Source organism: Sulfitobacter sediminivivens (assembly GCF_042611115.2).
GTDB classification, from domain to species: Bacteria; Pseudomonadota; Alphaproteobacteria; order Rhodobacterales; family Rhodobacteraceae; genus Sulfitobacter; species Sulfitobacter sediminivivens.
This window is the reverse complement of the sequence record NZ_JBHGAR020000002.1, coordinates 276,249-293,733: the sequence shown is the minus strand read 5'-3', so window position 1 is coordinate 293,733 and position 17,485 is coordinate 276,249. Positions and strand designations below refer to the sequence as shown.

Here is a 17,485-nt window from a genome sequence, read left to right as displayed (position 1 = left end):
TGGCCCCATAGATCAGGGGCAATTAATCGCATTCAGACGCGTTCACCTGTGGCACGATCAAATATGTGGCAGATGTCGGCGGGGACAGAGAATGAAATCTCGCTCCCGATATCTGCCCGGAAATCCTTGCCCTCCTTGACAGAGACCAGCTGCCCACCTGCACGCACGGCCAGCATGACCGCGTCGCCCAAAAGTTCGATGGTATAAATTGGTGCAGTGATTTGGCCTTTGTTGCCTGTCGGTGTCACCTCGGCATCCTCGGCGCGGAAACCCAACGTGACCTCGCCGTCAGCAGCCTCCAGGCCTTTGATTTCAACATTCTTGCCCGTAAAGGTGCCGCCGCTGATCGTGCCGTCCATCAGGTTCATTGCAGGTGAGCCGATAAAGGACGCAACGAAGGTATTCGCCGGATTGTCGTAAATCTCGGTTGGGGTGCCGACCTGCTGGACCTTGCCCTGTTTCATCACCACCACGCGATCGGCCAGGGTCATCGCCTCAATCTGATCGTGGGTCACATAAACGGTGGTGACCTTGAGTTCATGGCTGAGGTTCTTGATCTGCGCGCGGGTTGAAACGCGCAATTTGGCGTCGAGGTTCGACAGTGGCTCGTCCATCAGGAACACATTTGGTTCCCGCACAATGGCGCGTGCCAGTGCGACACGCTGGCGCTGACCGCCTGACAGTTCGGCGGGTTTGCGGTGCAGGAATTCGTCCAGTTCCACCATCGCAGAAGCGCGGCGCACGCGTTCATCATGATCCGCCTCGGGCACCTTGCGGACCTTGAGCGGGAACCGGATATTCTCATACACATTCATGTGCGGATAAAGACCGTAGGATTGGAAAACCATCGCCACATCGCGGTCTTTTGGGTCCAGATCATTGACGACCTTGCCATCGATCAGGATATCGCCTTCGGTGATGTCCTCAAGGCCCGCAATCATCCGCATCGTCGTTGTCTTGCCACAGCCTGACGGGCCAAGCAGAACCAGAAATTCCTCGTCCGCGATGGTCAGATCGAAATTTTCGACCCCCACAAAGCTGCCCCAACGCTTATTGATGTTGCGCAGTTGAATTTCAGCCATGTGATCCCCCTGATCCCCGCCAAAGCGCGGCGTATCCTTACGGTGGGTCAAGTCCGCGATTTTTACAACAGATTTTTGCACACGTGTGCAAAAAATAGAGAAGGACGAGCACAGCGATTGTTAAGCTTTTGAATCGATACAAAAATTCCTTGTGGCTTTGGCGCGAGTCTTGGGTCAGATGAGCAATGATTTAGGGTCGTGAGGCGCGTAAGCGCGAATCAGACGTCGGTCATTATCTGCTTAAAAGAGCCTGCGCGGCGGCCACAATACCTGCCCGCGACGGCAGCGTTGCCCCATATGCCGGACCGGTTGCGATAAAGCTGTCTTCGGCGGTCAACCGAGCCATCCGGGTGATCCCCTCTTCGGCAAAAAGCGCCATGAGTGCTTCTGCCTGCCCCCCAGTTCGACGGCATTCATCAACGATCAAAACAGGCCGCGCGCCAATTGCTGCACGCAACGCATCAACCGGCAGAGGGGCCAGCCACCGCAGATCTATCACCCGTGCATCCACCCGCGCCGCTTTCAGATCATGTTGCGCCTGACGGCTGAGGTAGTGACCGTTGCCATAAGTGACGATGGCAAGGTCGTCCCCATCGCCATGCACCCCAACATTGTCCAAGGCGATGCGACGGTCCGGTGCCGGATAGGTCCGCATCCATCCGCCATCGCCCGGTTCCAGCAGGTCGCGCATCGGATAAAGCGCAATGGGTTCAACAAAGACCACGACACGCTGTTCTTCGCGGGCAAGGCGATGCGCCTCGCGCAGCATCAATACGGCGTCCTCTCCGGTTGAGGGGCAGGCGATGATCAGCCCCGGAATATCGCGCAGAACGGCGAGGGAATTGTCATTGTGAAAGTGCCCGCCAAAGCCTTTTTGATATCCCAGACCAGCAATGCGAAGGACCATTGGGTTGGTCCATTGACCATTTGAGAAAAAAGGCAGCGTTGCCGCCTCGCCGCGCAACTGATCCTCGGCGTTGTGCAGATAAGCCAGAAATTGAATTTCCGGCATCGGGATGAAACCGTTGTGCGCCATGCCGATGGCAAGGCCCAGAATGCTTTGTTCATCCAGAAGCGTGTCAATGACGCGCGCCGGGCCAAAGCGGGCATGCAGCTTTTGTGTCACCCCGTAAACGCCCCCCTTTCGGCCCACATCCTCGCCCATCAGAAGCGTCTCGGGGTAGGACAGCATCAGGTCATGCAGCGCCCAGTTGATCAGGCGTGACATCGGTTGGGCCGTGTCCATCTGCGCCATGTCACCGCCAAAAGCCACCTGACGTGCCTTGGTCGTGGGGCCATTGCTGGGTGCATTGCGGCGGGGCGGCGGGATCAGACTGGCCATCACGTCGCCCGCGGTTTTCAGGCGCGGTATCTCAGCCATTTCCTTGGCCGCCTCTGCAACATCTGCAAGTGCTTGTTCATAGATCGCCAATGCCTTTGACGCGGTCGCCGCACCTGCTGCCACCAAGGCACCCACAGAGTAAAGCAATGGATCATGCGCCTCATCCGCTTCCACCTCAGCGCGGGGCAGATAAGATGTGACCACGTCAGGCCCAGCGTGGCCGTACAGGCGCACGGTGCGCAGATGCAGAAACGCCGGCTTGCGATGGGTGCGAACCCAGGCGGCGGCCTCTTTTGCGGCTGCAAAGGCAGAAAAAAGATCAAGGCCGTTGCCTTCGAAATACTTCAGGCCGGGGCGCTGCGACATCGACCCTTTGATCCATCCTGCCGGTGTCTTGGTTGAGATTCCGATGCCATTGTCCTCGCAGACAAAAAGTAGCGGCAGTGGCACGCCCTGCACGGCGGTCCAGCAGGCGGCGTTGATCGCCCCTTGGGCGGTGGAATGGTTGGCCGACGCATCGCCAAAGCTGCACATCGCTATGGCATCGCGGGGCAGGATCGCATGCTCGGGCCGGTTGCGGCGCGCCAGGGTAATGCTGTGCGCCGCGCCCACCGCCTTGGGCAGATGGCTGGCGATGGTGGAGGTTTGCGGCGGGATCATCAAGGGCCTTGACCCCAAGACCTTGTGCCGTCCGCCGCTGATGGGATCCTCGGATGCGCATGCAAATGACAGCAACATATCCCGCATCATGCTCTGGTGGCCAAGCTGATCGGCCCGTGCGATCTGAAAGGCCGCATCCCGGTAATGCAGGAACGCGATATCATCAGGGCGCAAGGCATGGGCGACGGCTGCCATCCCCTCATGCCCGCTTGATCCGATTGTATAGAAACCCTGCCTTTCTTTCTGCATCAGGCGGCTTTGCAGATCGAGGGCGCGGGACAGCACCTGTGCGCGGTAAAGGCCAAGCGCATCTTCGGCTGTCAACGCCTGAACATTCCCCTCAGACGCCGGAAAATCCTCAGCGCGCACCCGCGCCAGGAAATTTTCGTGCACAATAGATACGCGATCCATATCTGCCCTTGTTTGTTTTTGGCTTCAATTATTCAGATTGGAGGGATGAAGGGACAAATAGCCCCCTCATGCCATCATCAGAAAAACGCCTGAAGCCCGGTTTGAGCGCGCCCTAGGATCAGCGCATGCACATCATGCGTGCCCTCATAGGTGTTCACCGTCTCAAGGTTCATCATGTGTCGGATCACCTGAAATTCACCGGAAATGCCGTTGCCGCCATGCATGTCACGGGCCATGCGCGCAATGTCCAATGCCTTGCCACAGTTGTTGCGTTTCACGATTGAGATCATTTCGGGTGCCGCACTGGCCGCATCCATCAACCGCCCGACCTGCAATGAAGCTTGCAGCCCCAGCGAAATCTCGGTCATCATGTCCGCCAGTTTCTTTTGGAAAAGTTGCGTTTGGGCCAGCGGTTTGTTGAATTGCTTGCGGTCCAGCCCGTATTGCCGCGATGCGTGCCAACAGAATTCAGCAGCCCCCATCGCGCCCCATGAAATGCCATAGCGGGCGCGGTTCAGACAGCCAAACGGTCCTTTCAAACCCTGGACATGCGGCAGCAAAGCGTCCTCGCCCACCTCAACGTCTTTCATCACGATCTCGCCAGTGATCGAGGCGCGCAAAGACAACTTGTTGCCGATCTTGGGTGCGCTCAGACCGGTCATGCCTTTTTCCAGAACGAAGCCCCGTATTTTGCCGCCGTGCTCTTCAGACTTGGCCCAGACCACAAACACATCTGCAATCGGCGCGTTTGAAATCCACATCTTGGACCCGGTCAGCTTATAACCGTTTTCCGTTTTGACAGCGCGGGTTTTCATGCCCGCAGGGTCAGAACCCGCATCCGGTTCGGTCAGGCCAAAGCACCCGATCCATTCACCGCTGCACAATTTGGGCAGATATTTCTTGCGCTGTGCCTCGGATCCATAGGCGTAAATCGGATACATCACGAGGCTGGCCTGCACCGACATCATCGAACGATAACCACTGTCCACCCGCTCAACCTCACGTGCAACCAGACCATAAGACACGTAGTTGCCGCCCAGCCCACCGTATTCTTCGGGGATGGTGATGCCCATCAGGCCCATCTCACCCATTTCTTTGAAGATGCCAGCATCCGTTTTTTCATTGGCAAAGGCGTCAATGACCCGTGGCTGCAGCTTTTCCTGTGCATAGGCGCGGGCGCTGTCCTGAATCATACGCTCATCTTCGCTCAGCTGATCCGACAGGCGGAACGGGTCCGACCAGTCAAATGTGCCTAAATCGGGGGCATCTTTGGCGCGCAAAACGGGGGCTTCAGCGTTCATGGGGTATCTCCTGACAAACTGCAGATTTGGACGCAGTATTGCAAATCTGGCATCAGAACTCTATCGCTGCTTTATCCTGCATTCATGAGAAAAACTCATATGATCGCGCCACGCCGATTTTTGCCATCCATCTCTGCCCTGCTCGCATTTGAAGCGGTGGCGCGTCTTGGCTCTGCGACCAAAGCAGCGCAGGAATTATCGCTGACGCAAAGCGCGATCAGCCGCCAACTCAAGACTTTGGAGGACCAATTGGGCGTTGACCTTTTGGCGCGCCAAGGGCGCCAGCTGACGCTGACACAGGCGGGACATTCATATGTTGTGGAAATCCGGGACATTCTGAACCGGCTGGCGCATGCCTCTGTTTCGGCGCGCACGAACCCCACGGGCGGTTTGCTGAACCTTGCGATTCTGCCGGCGTTTGGCATGCATTGGCTGGCCCCGCGGCTGGCGGATTTCGCGCGCGCCCATCCAGAAGTCACCGTGAACCTCAGCACGCGATTGCAGCCTTTTGCCATTCAGGACAGCCAGTTTGATGCCGCCATTCATTTTGGGCATGAAGACTGGCCGGGCGTGCATTATCTGCCGCTGATGCCGGAAACTGTTGTGCCTGTGTGCGCGCCAGACCTCTTGGATGCGCCGGTGTCACAGGCGGCGGATATGTTGGGTCTAACCTTGTTGCACCTTGAAACGCGACCGCGTGGGTGGGTGCGGTGGTTTGCTGCCCTTGGGGTGGATGGCGCGCCAACGGGCGGCATGATGTTTGATCAATTTGCCACGATGGCGCAGGCCGCCATTCACGGGCTGGGCGTCGCCTTGTTACCGACATTTTTTGCAGAGCCATATTTGCGCGATGGTCAACTGGTACTTGCCTCGGCACAAACCACTCAAAGCATTGGAAATTATTATCTGGTCTGGCCCCAAGGCCGCGCCGAAAGGGCGGCCTTGTCGTCCTTTCGGATGTGGTTAGCAAATCAGGCGTCCGCCAGTCTGGCAGATCAAGATGCCGAGACAGCATCAAACGCCTGATTTGACAGCGCCAAGCCTGAAACCCTTACCTAAAATTGGCTGCTTTGCCTAAATTTCGCCTCAATTAACCAGTATTAGAAACTGTCTGTTACCGGGTGGGGCCGTTACAAGGAGCATTTGTCATGCTTAAGAATTTTAGCAAAGGTCTCTGCGCCGTTGCTGTTGCCATATCATTCATGGCCACCACCGCGCAGGCTGACACAGTCCACACCGTTCTGATTATGGATGGTGGGTTTTTTCCTGCCGTGACCTATGTGAAGCCGGGTGATTCCATCGACTTCACCAATAACAGTGAAGAAGTCATCACTCTCGCCAGCGCAGATGAAAGCTGGGTCAGCGATGCCTTGGCAGCAGAAGAGAACTATACACTGCTCATCACGGCCAATACGCCGCTGAGCTTTGTCGCCACCTTCGAAGAAGCCGCAGTTTCGGAAGATGAAGGCGAGGTCGATTCGGAATACATCGCACTTGATACCGTGGTGATGGAAGGCGCTGTGTCCTTTGACACCGCACCGCTGGACGAAGACGCAGGCTAACGCCATCTGGCGGACCGTTAAAAGCGCCCCGCTTGCTGAGTGCAGGCGGGGCTTTTCCTGTGTCAAAATGGCTCGATCAATTCAGGTCCGGTTGCGCGGTTGGAATTGACCGCCCGGCCCACCCGGTGCCATTCCACTACGTTGTCTTGTGATGCCCGCATCAGTGGTGCAGCCCCTTTGCCTGCCTCGCCCAACCACAGTGGCCAGTCCGCAGGTTCCAGAATGACCGGCATCCGGTGGTGGATGGCAGACATTGGCGCATTTGCCTCCGTAGTGACAATCGCACAGGTTGAGATGCGGTTGCCATCAGACTGACCCCAGTCCTGCCAGACGGCAGCAAAGGCCAAGGGTGATCCGTCCTGGCGGGTGATATACCACGGGTCGCGCGCACCGCTTTCGTCTTTGGTCCATTCATAAAATCCGCTTGCCACGATCAGCCCGCGCCGGGCACGCACGGCGGCCCGAAAGGCCGGTTTTTCCGCGATGGTTTCGGCGCGCGCGTTGATCAGAAGCGGTCCGTCGTTTGGTTTTTTGTACCACGTCGGGATAAGCCCCCATCGCATCGCTGAAAGACGCCTGTGCCGCCCGTCATCGGAGGTCACCACAAATACGTCCGTCGTCGGACATACATTGAAGTTTGGCACCTTTGGCAAATCGTTTGCAGGCGCTGCGGCAAACAGTTGAGACATTGCGTCATGGGGCAATGTCACTGCCATACGTCCACACATGTTTTGTCCTTTCTCACCGATGCCGCGCTGGGGTCTTCGCTTTTTGATGCGCGATCCTATGGTCTGACTTTGGGCCAGAAATCTCAAATTCATGACCCTGGTTGAGGGCACCTGAGTTGATCAGGCCCACAGGGATTGGTTTCACTTTTATTCCATTTCTGGCAGACAGGAACAACGCTCAAGGGCCCATTCATTGTCAGGACGCGATATGATCAGACAGTTCCTTCCCGTCACTGCGCTTTTGCTTGGGTCCGCTTTTTTGCTGTTTGCCGGGGGGATCAACAGTCTGATCCTGCCCATCCGGGGCACAAATGAAGGCTTCAGTGATGTCTCATTGGGGCTTTTGGGGACCGGTTGGGCCTTGGGATATGTGTCCGGGTGCATCATGACATCGCCGCTTGTGGCGCGGGTCGGACACATCCGCTCCTTTGGCGCAATGGCCGCCATTGCGGCAATTTCGATCCTTGTCAGCGCCATTGTGATCGACCCCTGGGCATGGATCGCGCTGCGCGGTGTTTGCGGGTTTTGCTTTGCTGGGGCTGCGATGATTGTCGAAAGTTGGCTGAGCGAGCAAGCCGCACCAGAGGCGCGCGGACGTATCTTTGGCGTCTATACAATGGTCAACCTTGGCGCGACCACCGCCGGTCAGATGATGTTGACGCTGGGCGATCCGAACGGATTTGTGTTCTTTGCTTTGGGGGCGATTTTCTATTGCATGGCCTTGGTTCCGACTGCGATCAGTTCAACAAAAACACCGGCACCGCTCGCCTTGGTCAAGCTTAACATCCGAAGCCTGTGGCGCAATTCGCCGGTCGCGGTTTTTGCGGTCTTCTGGGTCGGTGTCTCGAACGCCGCCTTTGGCACTTTGGCGGCGGTTTATGCGTCAAAGGTTGGGCTGACGTTGGCATCTGTGGCGCTTTTTACATCTGTCCCGATCCTCGCGGGGGCATTCATTCAGATCCCGGTTGGCGTGTGGTCCGACAAAACGGACCGGCGCAGGGTCCTGATCGCGGTGGCGGCGATCGCTTTGATCGCAGATTTGGCATTCATCCTGCTGGCCCCGGAAGGGCGGCTTATAAACCTTATCCTCGCGGCCCTCCTGGGCGGCTCGATCTATGCGATGTATCCGGTGATCGTCGCACATGCAAATGATCACGCCGAACCAGGAACGGCCATCCAGATTTCCGGCGGCCTGTTGCTGACCTATGGCATGGGTTCAATCATCGGGCCGCTGGTCGCCGGATTTGCCATGTCAGGCATTGGCATTCGCGCCTTGTTTCTGGTCACCTCTTGTTCTCATTTCATGGTCATCGGCTATACGATCTGGCGGATATGCAAACGCGACAGCGTGGCCGACGCGGAAAAATCGAATTTCCAACCTGCCACTGCCGGGCGCACATCGACTTTGCAAACAATGGAAAGCAGCAATTTCGTTCGACGCCCGCAAGATCAGTTTCGATCGATCCGGGAAGCGACCAAGTCAAAGACCAAATCGAGCAGGTAGAACTACTTTTGAGATGAAAAAAGGCGCGTCCGGACGGGACGCGCCTTTGTCTTGAGACCTGTGTGGTGAATTACTTCATCACAATCCGGCCGTCCGTATAGGGTGTATAGGCACCATTCTTGGCCAAAAACTCTGCTGTGACATCGGCCAGATCGGGGCCAAAGTCATAGGCATCCTCTGCTGTCTTAAACATGTCATACCCATCACCGCCATTGCGGACGTAGTTGTTTGAGACGATGCCGTACATCTTGGCCTCATCAATCGGCGCACCGCCGACCATGACATCGCTGATGCGGCTGCCGACCTCGGCCTTTGGATCAAACGCATAGCTCAGACCGGCGACCTGGGGGAAACGACCCGCGACTTCCTCATGTTGGCTCACGCCATTTTCCAGTGCGGCAATGACGGTGGCACCGCTCACAGAAAAGGTCGACAGCGTGTTCTGGAACGGCAGCACAGTCAGCACCTCGCCCATTGTCACCTCGCCCGCATCAATGGACGCGCGCAAACCACCAGAGTTGGCGATTGCAATCTCGACACCCTGATCCTTGACCCTGTCCAGCATTGCATCCGCCACAAGATTGCCCATCGCGCATTCCTTGGTGCGGCAGTTGTCGCGCTCGCCGTCGATCGCTTCGGTGGTTTCTGCCACAACCTTGCTGCGGATTTCTTCCAGCGGTGCGGCTGCTTCGGCGATGCGTGCAACGGTTCGCTCATCCTCGGTCACGGCTGCGTCCATGATCAAAGGCTCGCCCGTGGCTGCGGTCAGATTGCCCGCGTCATCAAAGGTCACGTTCAATTCACCCAAGAATTTGCCATAGGCATAAGCCTGCACAATCGCTGTGGCACCCACCATTGTTGGATAGGGTCCATCGGCACGCTCGTTGGTGTTTGACAGCAGCGAATTGGAATGGCCGCCCACAATCACGTCAACACCTGTGGTTTCCGCTGCCACACGTTGGTCCGTCAGATACCCAGAGTGGCTGAGCACGATGATCTTATTCACGCCCTCGGCGGTCAGCTTGTCGACCTCGCCCTGCACGGCGGCGACCGGGTCGGAAAATATTACATTGTCGCCAGGTGACGCAAGTTCATCTGTGTCCTCAGGTGTCAGGCCAATCAGGCCGATTTTTTCACCGCCACGTTCGATAACTGTGGATTTCGCCAGCTTGTCGGCCAAAAGCGGTTCAGCAGAAACATCGGCGTTCGACATCAGCACCGGAAAGTTAACGGCATCCATGAATCCGCGCAAAACTTCGGGGCCGTCATCAAATTCGTGGTTGCCCACGGTCATCGCGTCATAGCCCATCTGGTTCATCATCTCAGCAGCAAGGGCACCTTTGTAATAGGTGTAAAAGAGCGTGCCTTGAAACTGATCGCCGCCATCCACCAGAATGGCGTTATTGGTGCGCCCGCGCGCCTCTGTGATCGCGGTTTGCAAACGACCGGAGCCGCCAAAGCATTCGCCTGCGGTGTTGTCCTCGACTGAACATGGTCCATCATATTTGCTGATTGGTTCAAATCGGGCATGGAAGTCGTTGGTGTGCAGAATGGTCAGGCTATAGTCGGCAGCGGCCATGCCACTGGTCAAGGCCAGCGCCGCCGTGGCTGTTAGGAATCGTTTCATCGGTTTTCCCCCGTTGGAATGTGATGTTGTCATGGTGGCGATTGCTGTGCCCTGAGTCAAAGCAGTTGTTGGCCGCACCTCGCCTCTCGCTACGTCAAGCTTGGGGGTGCCCGGACCTTGCCAGTTAACAGGCGAATTTCAGCTTGCCCGCTCTTGACGGCCACCGGGGTCCGGTCCATCACTTTGGACATGTTGATTTTCAAAATATTTCAGACTGATGAATGGGCTGCCTTGCGCGAAAATGGTGAAACACCCGGTGCGCCGATTGATATCGCTGATGGCTATGTGCATTTCTCGACAGCCCAGCAGGTTGAGGAAACCGCGGCCAAACATTTCGCTGGTGCTCAGGGGTTGTTTTTGATCGCCGTGGATACGGATTTAGCCGGCACTGCGCTCAAGTGGGAAAAGTCACGCGGCGACGCGCTTTTCCCGCATCTCTATAGAAAGCTGGCCCTGGCTGATGTCGTCTGGGCGCAGCCTTTGCCGATTGAAAAAGGCGTGCACCAGTTTCCTGTGGGTCTGGCAGAGGCCAGCGCGTAGTGGCGCAGACCTGATGATGACCCTGCTGGAGCGGATGGGCCTGAGCGCCCTGCACCGCATTGATCCCGAATCCGCACATGGATTGGCGATCCGCGCCTTGCAGATGGGATTGACCCCTTGCCCCGGACCCATATCAACACCGCGTCTGGCGACGACCCTTGCCAGGCTCACCCTGCCCAATCCGGTGGGGCTGGCGGCGGGATTTGATAAGAACGCCAGTGCGATTATGCCGCTGTCGCGCGCAGGTTTCGGGTTTATTGAGGTCGGTGCCGCCACGCCTTTGCCCCAACCGGGCAACCCAAAGCCACGCCTGTTTCGACTGACCCAAGACCGCGCGGTGATCAACCGGTTTGGCTTTAACAACGAAGGCGCGGATGCGATTGTGGCGCGACTGGCGCGGCGCGGTTCGGGTATTCCTGTGGGCCTGAATTTGGGTGCAAACAAGACCAGCACCGACCGCGCTGCTGATTTTGCACGCGTAATGGAAGCGGCAAGACGCCATGTGGATTTTGCGACGGTCAACGTCTCGTCGCCCAATACCGAAAAGCTGCGCGATCTGCAGGGCAAGGCGGCGTTGACCGGGCTTTTGGACGGGGTGATGGCGGTGCGCGGTGAAACACCCGTGTTTCTGAAAATCGCGCCCGATCTGACGCCGGGTGAAATCGAAGATATTGCCGAGGTGGCCGAAACCACGGGGGTTGCCGCGATCATTGCCACCAATACCACGCTTGATCGTCAGGGCCTGCAAAGCGCGCATCGCGATCAGGCAGGTGGCCTGTCAGGTGCGCCGCTATTTGGCAAATCGACACGGGTATTGGCGCAGCTGTCGTCGCTGACCGATATTCCTTTGATCGGCGTTGGTGGCATCGGTTCGGCCAAAGATGCCTATGCCAAAATCTGTGCCGGTGCATCGGCGGTCCAGCTTTATACAGCTTTGGTTTATGGTGGCTTGTCTCTGATTGCCGAGATCGCCAACGGGCTTGACCGGCTTTTGGCGCAAGACGGATTTGAAACTGTGGCGGACGCAGTGGGCAGCAAGCGCGAGGATTGGCTATGATCACACTTTGGCACAACCCGCGGTGTTCAAAATCGCGCCAGACACTGGCGTTGATCGAGGCGGCAGGCCACCCTGTCACGATCCGCAAATACCTCGACGACGCGCCCAGCATTTCCGAGCTTAAAGCGGCACTGGCCGCATTGGGCAACCCACCCGCCATCCAGATGATGCGCAAGGGTGAGGCTGTTTTCAAAGAACTGGGTTTGCGCGGGGACACAGCCGATGCCGACCTGATCACCGCGATGGCCGCCCACCCTATCCTGATCGAGCGACCCATCGCATTCACAGGCGCACGCGCGGTAATCGGGCGACCACCTGAGGCTGTGAAAGACCTGCTGTAACAGCCCTACAAGCGATCCATGGCGCGGCACGGTCTTCATTAAGGCTTCTCACCAGAAAACCTTTAACCCGCCGCTCTTTCCAACGCCGGATAGCGCAGGCCCAACGTGATCCCGCGCACCACAAAAGAAATCAGCAGCGACAGCCAAAGCCCATGGTTGCCCAGAGACGGCACCAAAATCAGCGCGGCCACCACGTAGACGGCAAAGGATATCGCCATCATGTTGCGCATGTCGCGCGACCGCGTGGCCCCGATGAATATCCCATCCAGCATCCATGCCGCACATCCCGCAAGCGGGGCGGCGATCATATAGGGCAGATAGGAACGGGCCGCGTCCTGCACCTCGGGGGCTTTGGCCATCAGGTCAATGATCGGTCCTCCGGCTGCCGCAAAGGCGAATGTCATTAACACGCAGATGATCAGCCCCCACCCAGACGTCAGCAGCGCGCCGCGCCGCAGCACGTTGCGTTGTCTTGCCCCCAGTGCGCGACCCACCAGTGCTTCTGCGGCAAAGGCAAAGCCATCCAGGGCATAGGCGGTGATCATCAAAAACTGCAGCAACACCTGATTGGCCGCCAGTGTCACATCACCGAGGCCGGAGCCCATGAACAGGAACGACACGAACATGGCCTCAAGCAGAAGCGACCTGATCAGGATGTCTGTGTTGACGCGCATCATATGGACCCAACGCGGGCGGTCGAACACCTGCACCCAATTGCGCCAATCCGGAAGGGCAAAAGCCGCGCGGCAAAACCACAGGCCCAGCAGCGCGCCGCTCCATTCTGCGAGAAAGGTGGCATAGGCCACGCCCTGCACACCCCAATCGAGGCCAAGAACAAACCACAGGTCCAGTACGATGTTCAGACCGTTCATCCAGACCTGAATGACCAAAACGGCACGGGTGCGTTCCTGAGCGATCAACCAGCCGGTGATGGCATAAAGCGAGATTGCGGCAGGGGCCGACCAGACCCGGATCGCCATGTATTGGCGTGCCAGCCCCTCCACTTCGGCCGATCCCGGCGCGAGAGAGAATGAAGCCCAAAAGAGCGGAATTTGCAGGGCCACAATCAGCGCCCCGGCCCCCACGCCAATCAGCAGACCGCGGGTCAGCAAGGCGGCAACCTCAGCCGTATCATCGTTGCCCGCAGCTTGCGAGGTCAGGCCAACGGTGCCCATGCGTAAAAACCCGAACACCCAATAGAGGGCAGTCAGGATGATCGCACCCAGACCCACGGCCCCAATCGGTGCAGCAAGCCCCAATTGGCCGACAACGCCGGTGTCCACCGCCCCAAGGATCGGAACGGTGGCATTTGAAATCACGATCGGGATCGCGATGTTAAGCACCCGGCGGTGGGTCACCACTTCGCGTGGGTCACTCACACCTTTGTTCGCCACGCGCATCTCGGCAGTGCCGATGGGGTCCGCCATTTACTCGCGCTGGGGCATGACAAAATGCCCCGTGGCCTGTGCAAACAGTTTGGCGCGGTTGTCTTGCCAGCCCTCCACATGGACGCTGGCATAGCGCCGGCCGGATCGGTTGATCCGCGCGCGCGCATAGGCATCACGCGGCAGGCCAGAGCGCAGATAATCAACCGTGAAATCAATTGTCTTTGGCAGTCTGGGCAGGTGGTCTTGATCAAGCTGGGTAACATCCAGCGCGCCGCTTTCCATATCTTCCCAGATCAATCCCCAGCTTAAGGTTATGATCGCAGTGACCTCAAGAAACGCCGCAGTGGCACCACCATGCAGGGCCGGCAGAATTGGATTGCCGATCAACGTTTCCGAGAAAGGCAAGACAGCCGTCAGCTCATCACCCCGCCGCTCAAACTGGATGCCGAGAAACTGAATATAGGGCACGCCTTCGACCATGGCGCGCAGCACCCCGTCACGGCGTTGCTTGATCACCTGAACAGGCTCGGGGGGGCGTCTTTTGGGCTGCGTGGTCATCTTTTCCCCTCCACCGTAAAGGTGCCGGTGGCGGTGGCCACGGGATTGTCCGTATCTTCGTCGGTCGCCGTGGCCCGCACGAAAGCAACCGAGCGGGTCACGTGGTAACAGGTCGCGCGGGTGGTGATCGTCTGTCCCGGCTTGGCCGCACGCAGGTATTCGATGCGCAGATCCATCGTCGCCGTGCCCGCAGGATGGCTTGGATGGCTCATCACGGCGGCCCCACACGAGGTGTCCATCAACGCCGATACCGCGCCGCCGTGCACCACTCCCGTCTTTGGATCGCCAATCAGTTTTTCGGCATAGGGCATTGATATGACAGCGGTGCCATCATCCAGATCCACCACCTCCATCCCCAGTGCCACAGAATGGGGCAGCGCCTGGATGAACTGGCGGGCCATTTTGATCTTGTCAGACATATTGTATGCGCCTCTGTCCACCGGATTTTGCCCTTTATCAAGCCGGTACGCACAAAGGGCAAGGCCAACTGTTGCGCTTGGCACGCCTTGGTTCTAGCCTGTCCAAAGGGAGAGTGACCATGGCAGTGCAGCGCCTGACGTTCAAAGAAATGTGTGCCAAGTTCGACGTGACACCACGCACGTTGCGCTATTACGAATATATCGAGCTTTTGAAACCCGACCGTGAAGGACGGGCGCGATTCTATGGCCCACGCGACAGCGCACGCATGAAATTGATTTTGCGCGGCCGCAAATTTGGCTTTTCCCTAGAGGACATCCGCCAGTGGTTGCTGATCTATGAAAAAGAAGGCACCGACGTGCAGATGAAAGCATGGATTGAACTGGCTGACGGACAGTTGGAAGAACTGGCCGAGCAGCGCAAACAGTTGGATCAAGCAATGCTCGAATTGCAGCGCTTGCGTGATGACACGGCGAAGGCACTCAAGAGCTGATCCAAACTCAAAAGGCGCACGGACTTTCGCTCAAATTTGCAGGACGCCACAGCATTTTCCCATTTACCTACTCGCCAGTTACGTCACCTGCCAAAGTGACGTAGCGTCTTAGTTACGTAAACGTGGGTGCCTGTTGTAAGGACAGAAAAACGGCCCATTTCCGATACAGAACGCAACATTCTGATGAGAGTGATGATGATAAATAACGACACGATGACGATCCGCCAGATGTGTGATGCCTTTGATGTCACGCCGCGGACCCTGCGCTTTTACGAAGCGAAGGAACTTCTGTTTCCAGTGCGTGAAGGACAAAAACGCCTGTTTACCAAACGTGACCGGGCACGCCTGAAATTGATCCTGCGCGGCAAGCGATTTGGCTTCAGCCTTGAGGAAATTCGGCAGCTGCTGGATTTGTACCACATGGACGACCAGCAGCAGACCCAGATTTCGCGCACCTACGAAATTGCCCGCTCCCGCCTTGCCGATATGGAAGCGCAGCGCGACGAATTGAATGAAGCGATCAGTGATCTGCAAGACCAACTCAAATGGGGTGAAAAAATGATCGCCTCAATGAACCAGCAGCGCAATGCAGCGGAATAATCGCCTTTAGCCCAAAACCCCCACAAAGCAATTCTACGGAGACCCTTGATGCCCAGCTACAGCGCCCCCACCAAAGACCTTCAATTTGTATTGCACGACGTGCTGAACGTGACCGCGTCGAAGACGCCCGGCTATGACGAGCTTGAGGCTGATTTCACGTCTGCCATCCTCGAAGAAGCCGGGAAACTCACGTCCGACGTCTTGGCCCCGCTGAACGTGGTGGGTGACAAAGAAGGGTGCAGATTGGAAAACGGGGTTGTCTATACACCGACAGGTTTCAAAGAAGCCTTTGCGCAGGTCAAGGAAGGCGGCTGGCCGGGGCTCGACATGCCGGAACAATACGGCGGGCAGAACATGCCCTATGTGATGGGTACTGCAGTGGGCGAAATGTTTTCCGCCGCGAACCAGGCGTTCACAATGTATCAGGGCCTGACCCACGGGGCGGCATCGGCCATTCTGGTGCATGGCACCGACGCGCAAAAAGACACTTATTTGCCGAAAATGGTGTCGTGTGAATGGACTGGTACCATGAACCTGACCGAACCGCACTGCGGCACCGATCTGGGCCTCATGCGCTCCAAGGCGATCCCGCAGGGCGATGGCAGCTATAAAATCACCGGGCAAAAGATTTTCATCTCATCCGGTGAACATGACATGGCCGACAATATCATCCATCTGGTGTTGGCCAAGATTGAAGGCGGCCCCGAGGGTATCAAAGGCGTGTCGCTGTTCATCGTACCAAAATTCATCGTGAACGAAGATGGATCGCTGGGCGAACGCAACGGTGCCACGGTCGGGTCGATCGAAGAGAAAATGGGCATCCACGGTAACTCGACCTGCGTGATGAATTATGACGACGCCACCGGGTATCTGTTAGGCGAAGAGCACAAGGGCATGCGGGCAATGTTCACCATGATGAACGAAGCGCGGGTTGGCGTCGGCATGCAGGGCCTCGCGCAGGCCGAGGTCGCGTATCAAAACGCGGTGATCTATGCCAACGACCGTTTGCAGGGCCGTGCCGTGACAGGTGCCGAGTTCCCCGACAAACCTGCCGATCCACTGATCGTGCACCCCGACATTCGCCGTTCGCTGATGGATCAAAAGTCTTTCGTTGAAGGGGGCCGCGCGTTTCTTTTGTGGGGGGCGATGATGATCGACGCCGCGCACCGTGCCGGCGACAAGGATGCGGACGGCCTCGTGTCGCTGCTGACCCCGGTGATCAAAGGATTCCTGACCGATCAGGGCTATGACATGACCGTCAAAGCACAGCAGATCTATGGCGGCCACGGTTATATCGAGGAATGGGGCATGTCCCAATTCACCCGTGATGCCCGGATCGCGATGATCTACGAGGGGGCAAACGGCGTTCAGGCCCTTGACCTTGTGGGGCGCAAATTGTCACAGGACGGTGGCAAGCATGTGATGGCGTTCTTTGATCTGGTGAAATCCTTTATCAAAGACAATACCGGCCAGAACGCTGAATTCGATGCGGATTTCCTTGATCCGCTCAAAACGGCCAGCAAAGATTTGCAGGCGGCGGGCATGTACTTCATGCAGAACGGCATGAAGAACCCCAATCACGCGCTGGCCGGGTCAAATGACTTTATGCACATGTTTGGCCATGTCTGCCTTGGCCTGATGTGGGCGAAAATGGGTCTGGCCGCGCAAAAGGCGCTTGATGAGGGTGCCAGCGACACCGCTTTCTATCAGACGAAACTGGCCACTGGACGCTACTACATGGCGCGCCAGTTGCCTGCCACTGCCTTGCATCTGACCCGGATTGAATCGGGCGCAGATACGGTCATGGCGCTGGAGGCTGCAAACTTCTAAAGTAGCGGTGGGGCATGCCCCCACCCTACCCCAACCCGGAGACA

Annotated in this window: 17 protein-coding genes; 9 read left to right on the top strand and 8 right to left on the bottom strand. The window is 57.5% G+C overall.

Annotated features, from left to right (window positions below; translation table 11 throughout):
- Positions 1-32: 32 nt before the first annotated feature.
- From ACEWL3_RS03800 to ACEWL3_RS03790, 3 genes are all read right to left on the bottom strand, one after another.
- A complete protein-coding gene (locus ACEWL3_RS03800; protein WP_386177683.1) occupies positions 33-1,082 on the bottom strand; it encodes an ABC transporter ATP-binding protein in 1,050 nt (349 codons plus the stop codon).
- A gap of 232 nt (positions 1,083-1,314) precedes the next feature.
- Positions 1,315-3,495, bottom strand: a complete 2,181-nt coding sequence (locus ACEWL3_RS03795; RefSeq protein ID WP_386177682.1) for a thiamine pyrophosphate-dependent enzyme — start codon at positions 3,493-3,495, stop codon at positions 1,315-1,317.
- 77 nt (positions 3,496-3,572) lie between these two features.
- Positions 3,573-4,796, bottom strand: coding sequence for an acyl-CoA dehydrogenase (locus ACEWL3_RS03790; RefSeq protein ID WP_386177681.1), 1,224 nt, complete (start codon positions 4,794-4,796; stop codon positions 3,573-3,575).
- Between the two features lie 99 nt (positions 4,797-4,895).
- Between ACEWL3_RS03790 and ACEWL3_RS03785 the strand changes: the two genes are divergently transcribed.
- Together ACEWL3_RS03785 and ACEWL3_RS03780 are read left to right on the top strand one after the other, a co-directional pair.
- Positions 4,896-5,822, top strand: a complete 927-nt coding sequence (locus ACEWL3_RS03785; RefSeq protein WP_386177680.1) for a LysR substrate-binding domain-containing protein — start codon at positions 4,896-4,898, stop codon at positions 5,820-5,822.
- A 122-nt stretch (positions 5,823-5,944) separates the two neighbouring features.
- The gene (locus ACEWL3_RS03780; RefSeq protein WP_386177679.1) at positions 5,945-6,358 is read left to right on the top strand and encodes a cupredoxin domain-containing protein; all 414 of its coding nucleotides are present in this window, start codon (positions 5,945-5,947) and stop codon (positions 6,356-6,358) included.
- A gap of 62 nt (positions 6,359-6,420) precedes the next feature.
- Here ACEWL3_RS03780 and ACEWL3_RS03775 read toward each other — a convergent pair whose 3' ends face one another.
- Positions 6,421-7,086 (bottom strand): SOS response-associated peptidase, encoded by a 666-nt coding sequence (locus ACEWL3_RS03775; protein ID WP_386177678.1) that lies wholly within the window; start codon positions 7,084-7,086, stop codon positions 6,421-6,423.
- 208 nt (positions 7,087-7,294) lie between these two features.
- Here ACEWL3_RS03775 and ACEWL3_RS03770 point away from each other — a divergent pair, with 208 nt between their 5' ends.
- Positions 7,295-8,590 (top strand): MFS transporter, encoded by a 1,296-nt coding sequence (locus ACEWL3_RS03770; RefSeq protein WP_386177677.1) that lies wholly within the window; start codon positions 7,295-7,297, stop codon positions 8,588-8,590.
- Positions 8,591-8,660: 70 nt separating this feature from the next.
- Here ACEWL3_RS03770 and ACEWL3_RS03765 read toward each other — a convergent pair whose 3' ends face one another.
- Positions 8,661-10,217 (bottom strand): bifunctional metallophosphatase/5'-nucleotidase, encoded by a 1,557-nt coding sequence (locus tag ACEWL3_RS03765; RefSeq protein WP_386177676.1) that lies wholly within the window; start codon positions 10,215-10,217, stop codon positions 8,661-8,663.
- 189 nt (positions 10,218-10,406) lie between these two features.
- On the opposite strand from ACEWL3_RS03765, the gene ACEWL3_RS03760 reads away from it, so the two are divergent.
- The 3 genes from ACEWL3_RS03760 to arsC are packed head-to-tail and all read left to right on the top strand — an operon-like array spanning position 10,407 to position 12,155.
- Positions 10,407-10,757: a DUF952 domain-containing protein gene (locus ACEWL3_RS03760; RefSeq protein WP_386177675.1), complete on the top strand. Its 351-nt coding sequence runs from the start codon at positions 10,407-10,409 to the stop codon at positions 10,755-10,757.
- Positions 10,758-10,773: 16 nt separating this feature from the next.
- A complete protein-coding gene (locus tag ACEWL3_RS03755; RefSeq protein WP_386177932.1) occupies positions 10,774-11,814 on the top strand; it encodes a quinone-dependent dihydroorotate dehydrogenase in 1,041 nt (346 codons plus the stop codon).
- Positions 11,811-12,155: an arsenate reductase (glutaredoxin) gene (arsC, locus tag ACEWL3_RS03750; RefSeq protein ID WP_386177674.1), complete on the top strand. Its 345-nt coding sequence runs from the start codon at positions 11,811-11,813 to the stop codon at positions 12,153-12,155. The genes ACEWL3_RS03755 and arsC overlap by 4 nt, the downstream gene beginning before the upstream one ends.
- 62 nt (positions 12,156-12,217) lie before the next feature.
- Here the strand turns inward: arsC and ACEWL3_RS03745 are convergent, their stop codons facing one another.
- Genes ACEWL3_RS03745 through ACEWL3_RS03735 form a run of 3 tightly spaced genes read right to left on the bottom strand, consistent with a single transcriptional unit; the run spans position 12,218 to position 14,520 of the window.
- A complete protein-coding gene (locus tag ACEWL3_RS03745; protein ID WP_386177930.1) occupies positions 12,218-13,555 on the bottom strand; it encodes an MATE family efflux transporter in 1,338 nt (445 codons plus the stop codon).
- A 27-nt stretch (positions 13,556-13,582) separates the two neighbouring features.
- Positions 13,583-14,101 (bottom strand): PaaI family thioesterase, encoded by a 519-nt coding sequence (locus ACEWL3_RS03740; protein ID WP_386177673.1) that lies wholly within the window; start codon positions 14,099-14,101, stop codon positions 13,583-13,585.
- Positions 14,098-14,520, bottom strand: a complete 423-nt coding sequence (locus ACEWL3_RS03735; RefSeq protein ID WP_114877384.1) for a PaaI family thioesterase — start codon at positions 14,518-14,520, stop codon at positions 14,098-14,100. Before ACEWL3_RS03735 ends, ACEWL3_RS03740 begins: the two co-directional genes overlap by 4 nt.
- Before the next feature lie 119 nt (positions 14,521-14,639).
- Between ACEWL3_RS03735 and ACEWL3_RS03730 the strand changes: the two genes are divergently transcribed.
- The 3 genes from ACEWL3_RS03730 (at position 14,640) to ACEWL3_RS03720 (ending at position 17,441) form a co-directional block, all read left to right on the top strand.
- A complete protein-coding gene (locus ACEWL3_RS03730; RefSeq protein ID WP_386177672.1) occupies positions 14,640-15,011 on the top strand; it encodes a MerR family transcriptional regulator in 372 nt (123 codons plus the stop codon).
- A gap of 198 nt (positions 15,012-15,209) precedes the next feature.
- Positions 15,210-15,611: a MerR family transcriptional regulator gene (locus tag ACEWL3_RS03725; RefSeq protein ID WP_386177928.1), complete on the top strand. Its 402-nt coding sequence runs from the start codon at positions 15,210-15,212 to the stop codon at positions 15,609-15,611.
- Positions 15,612-15,659: 48 nt separating this feature from the next.
- Positions 15,660-17,441: an acyl-CoA dehydrogenase C-terminal domain-containing protein gene (locus ACEWL3_RS03720; protein ID WP_386177671.1), complete on the top strand. Its 1,782-nt coding sequence runs from the start codon at positions 15,660-15,662 to the stop codon at positions 17,439-17,441.
- Positions 17,442-17,485 lie beyond the last annotated feature (44 nt).

Coding starts and splice junctions, on each gene's coding strand:
- ACEWL3_RS03770 (WP_386177677.1), top strand. CDS start 7,295: ATGATCAGACAGTTCCTTCCCGTCACTGCGCTTTTGCTTGGGTCCGCT.
- ACEWL3_RS03775 (WP_386177678.1), bottom strand. CDS start 7,086: ATGTGTGGACGTATGGCAGTGACATTGCCCCATGACGCAATGTCTCAA.
- ACEWL3_RS03800 (WP_386177683.1), bottom strand. CDS start 1,082: ATGGCTGAAATTCAACTGCGCAACATCAATAAGCGTTGGGGCAGCTTT.
- ACEWL3_RS03760 (WP_386177675.1), top strand. CDS start 10,407: ATGTTGATTTTCAAAATATTTCAGACTGATGAATGGGCTGCCTTGCGC.
- ACEWL3_RS03785 (WP_386177680.1), top strand. CDS start 4,896: ATGATCGCGCCACGCCGATTTTTGCCATCCATCTCTGCCCTGCTCGCA.
- arsC (WP_386177674.1), top strand. CDS start 11,811: ATGATCACACTTTGGCACAACCCGCGGTGTTCAAAATCGCGCCAGACA.
- ACEWL3_RS03755 (WP_386177932.1), top strand. CDS start 10,774: ATGACCCTGCTGGAGCGGATGGGCCTGAGCGCCCTGCACCGCATTGAT.
- ACEWL3_RS03730 (WP_386177672.1), top strand. CDS start 14,640: ATGGCAGTGCAGCGCCTGACGTTCAAAGAAATGTGTGCCAAGTTCGAC.
- ACEWL3_RS03765 (WP_386177676.1), bottom strand. CDS start 10,217: ATGAAACGATTCCTAACAGCCACGGCGGCGCTGGCCTTGACCAGTGGC.
- ACEWL3_RS03790 (WP_386177681.1), bottom strand. CDS start 4,796: ATGAACGCTGAAGCCCCCGTTTTGCGCGCCAAAGATGCCCCCGATTTA.
- ACEWL3_RS03780 (WP_386177679.1), top strand. CDS start 5,945: ATGCTTAAGAATTTTAGCAAAGGTCTCTGCGCCGTTGCTGTTGCCATA.
- ACEWL3_RS03745 (WP_386177930.1), bottom strand. CDS start 13,555: ATGCGCGTGGCGAACAAAGGTGTGAGTGACCCACGCGAAGTGGTGACC.
- ACEWL3_RS03720 (WP_386177671.1), top strand. CDS start 15,660: ATGCCCAGCTACAGCGCCCCCACCAAAGACCTTCAATTTGTATTGCAC.
- ACEWL3_RS03740 (WP_386177673.1), bottom strand. CDS start 14,101: ATGACCACGCAGCCCAAAAGACGCCCCCCCGAGCCTGTTCAGGTGATC.
- ACEWL3_RS03795 (WP_386177682.1), bottom strand. CDS start 3,495: ATGGATCGCGTATCTATTGTGCACGAAAATTTCCTGGCGCGGGTGCGC.
- ACEWL3_RS03735 (WP_114877384.1), bottom strand. CDS start 14,520: ATGTCTGACAAGATCAAAATGGCCCGCCAGTTCATCCAGGCGCTGCCC.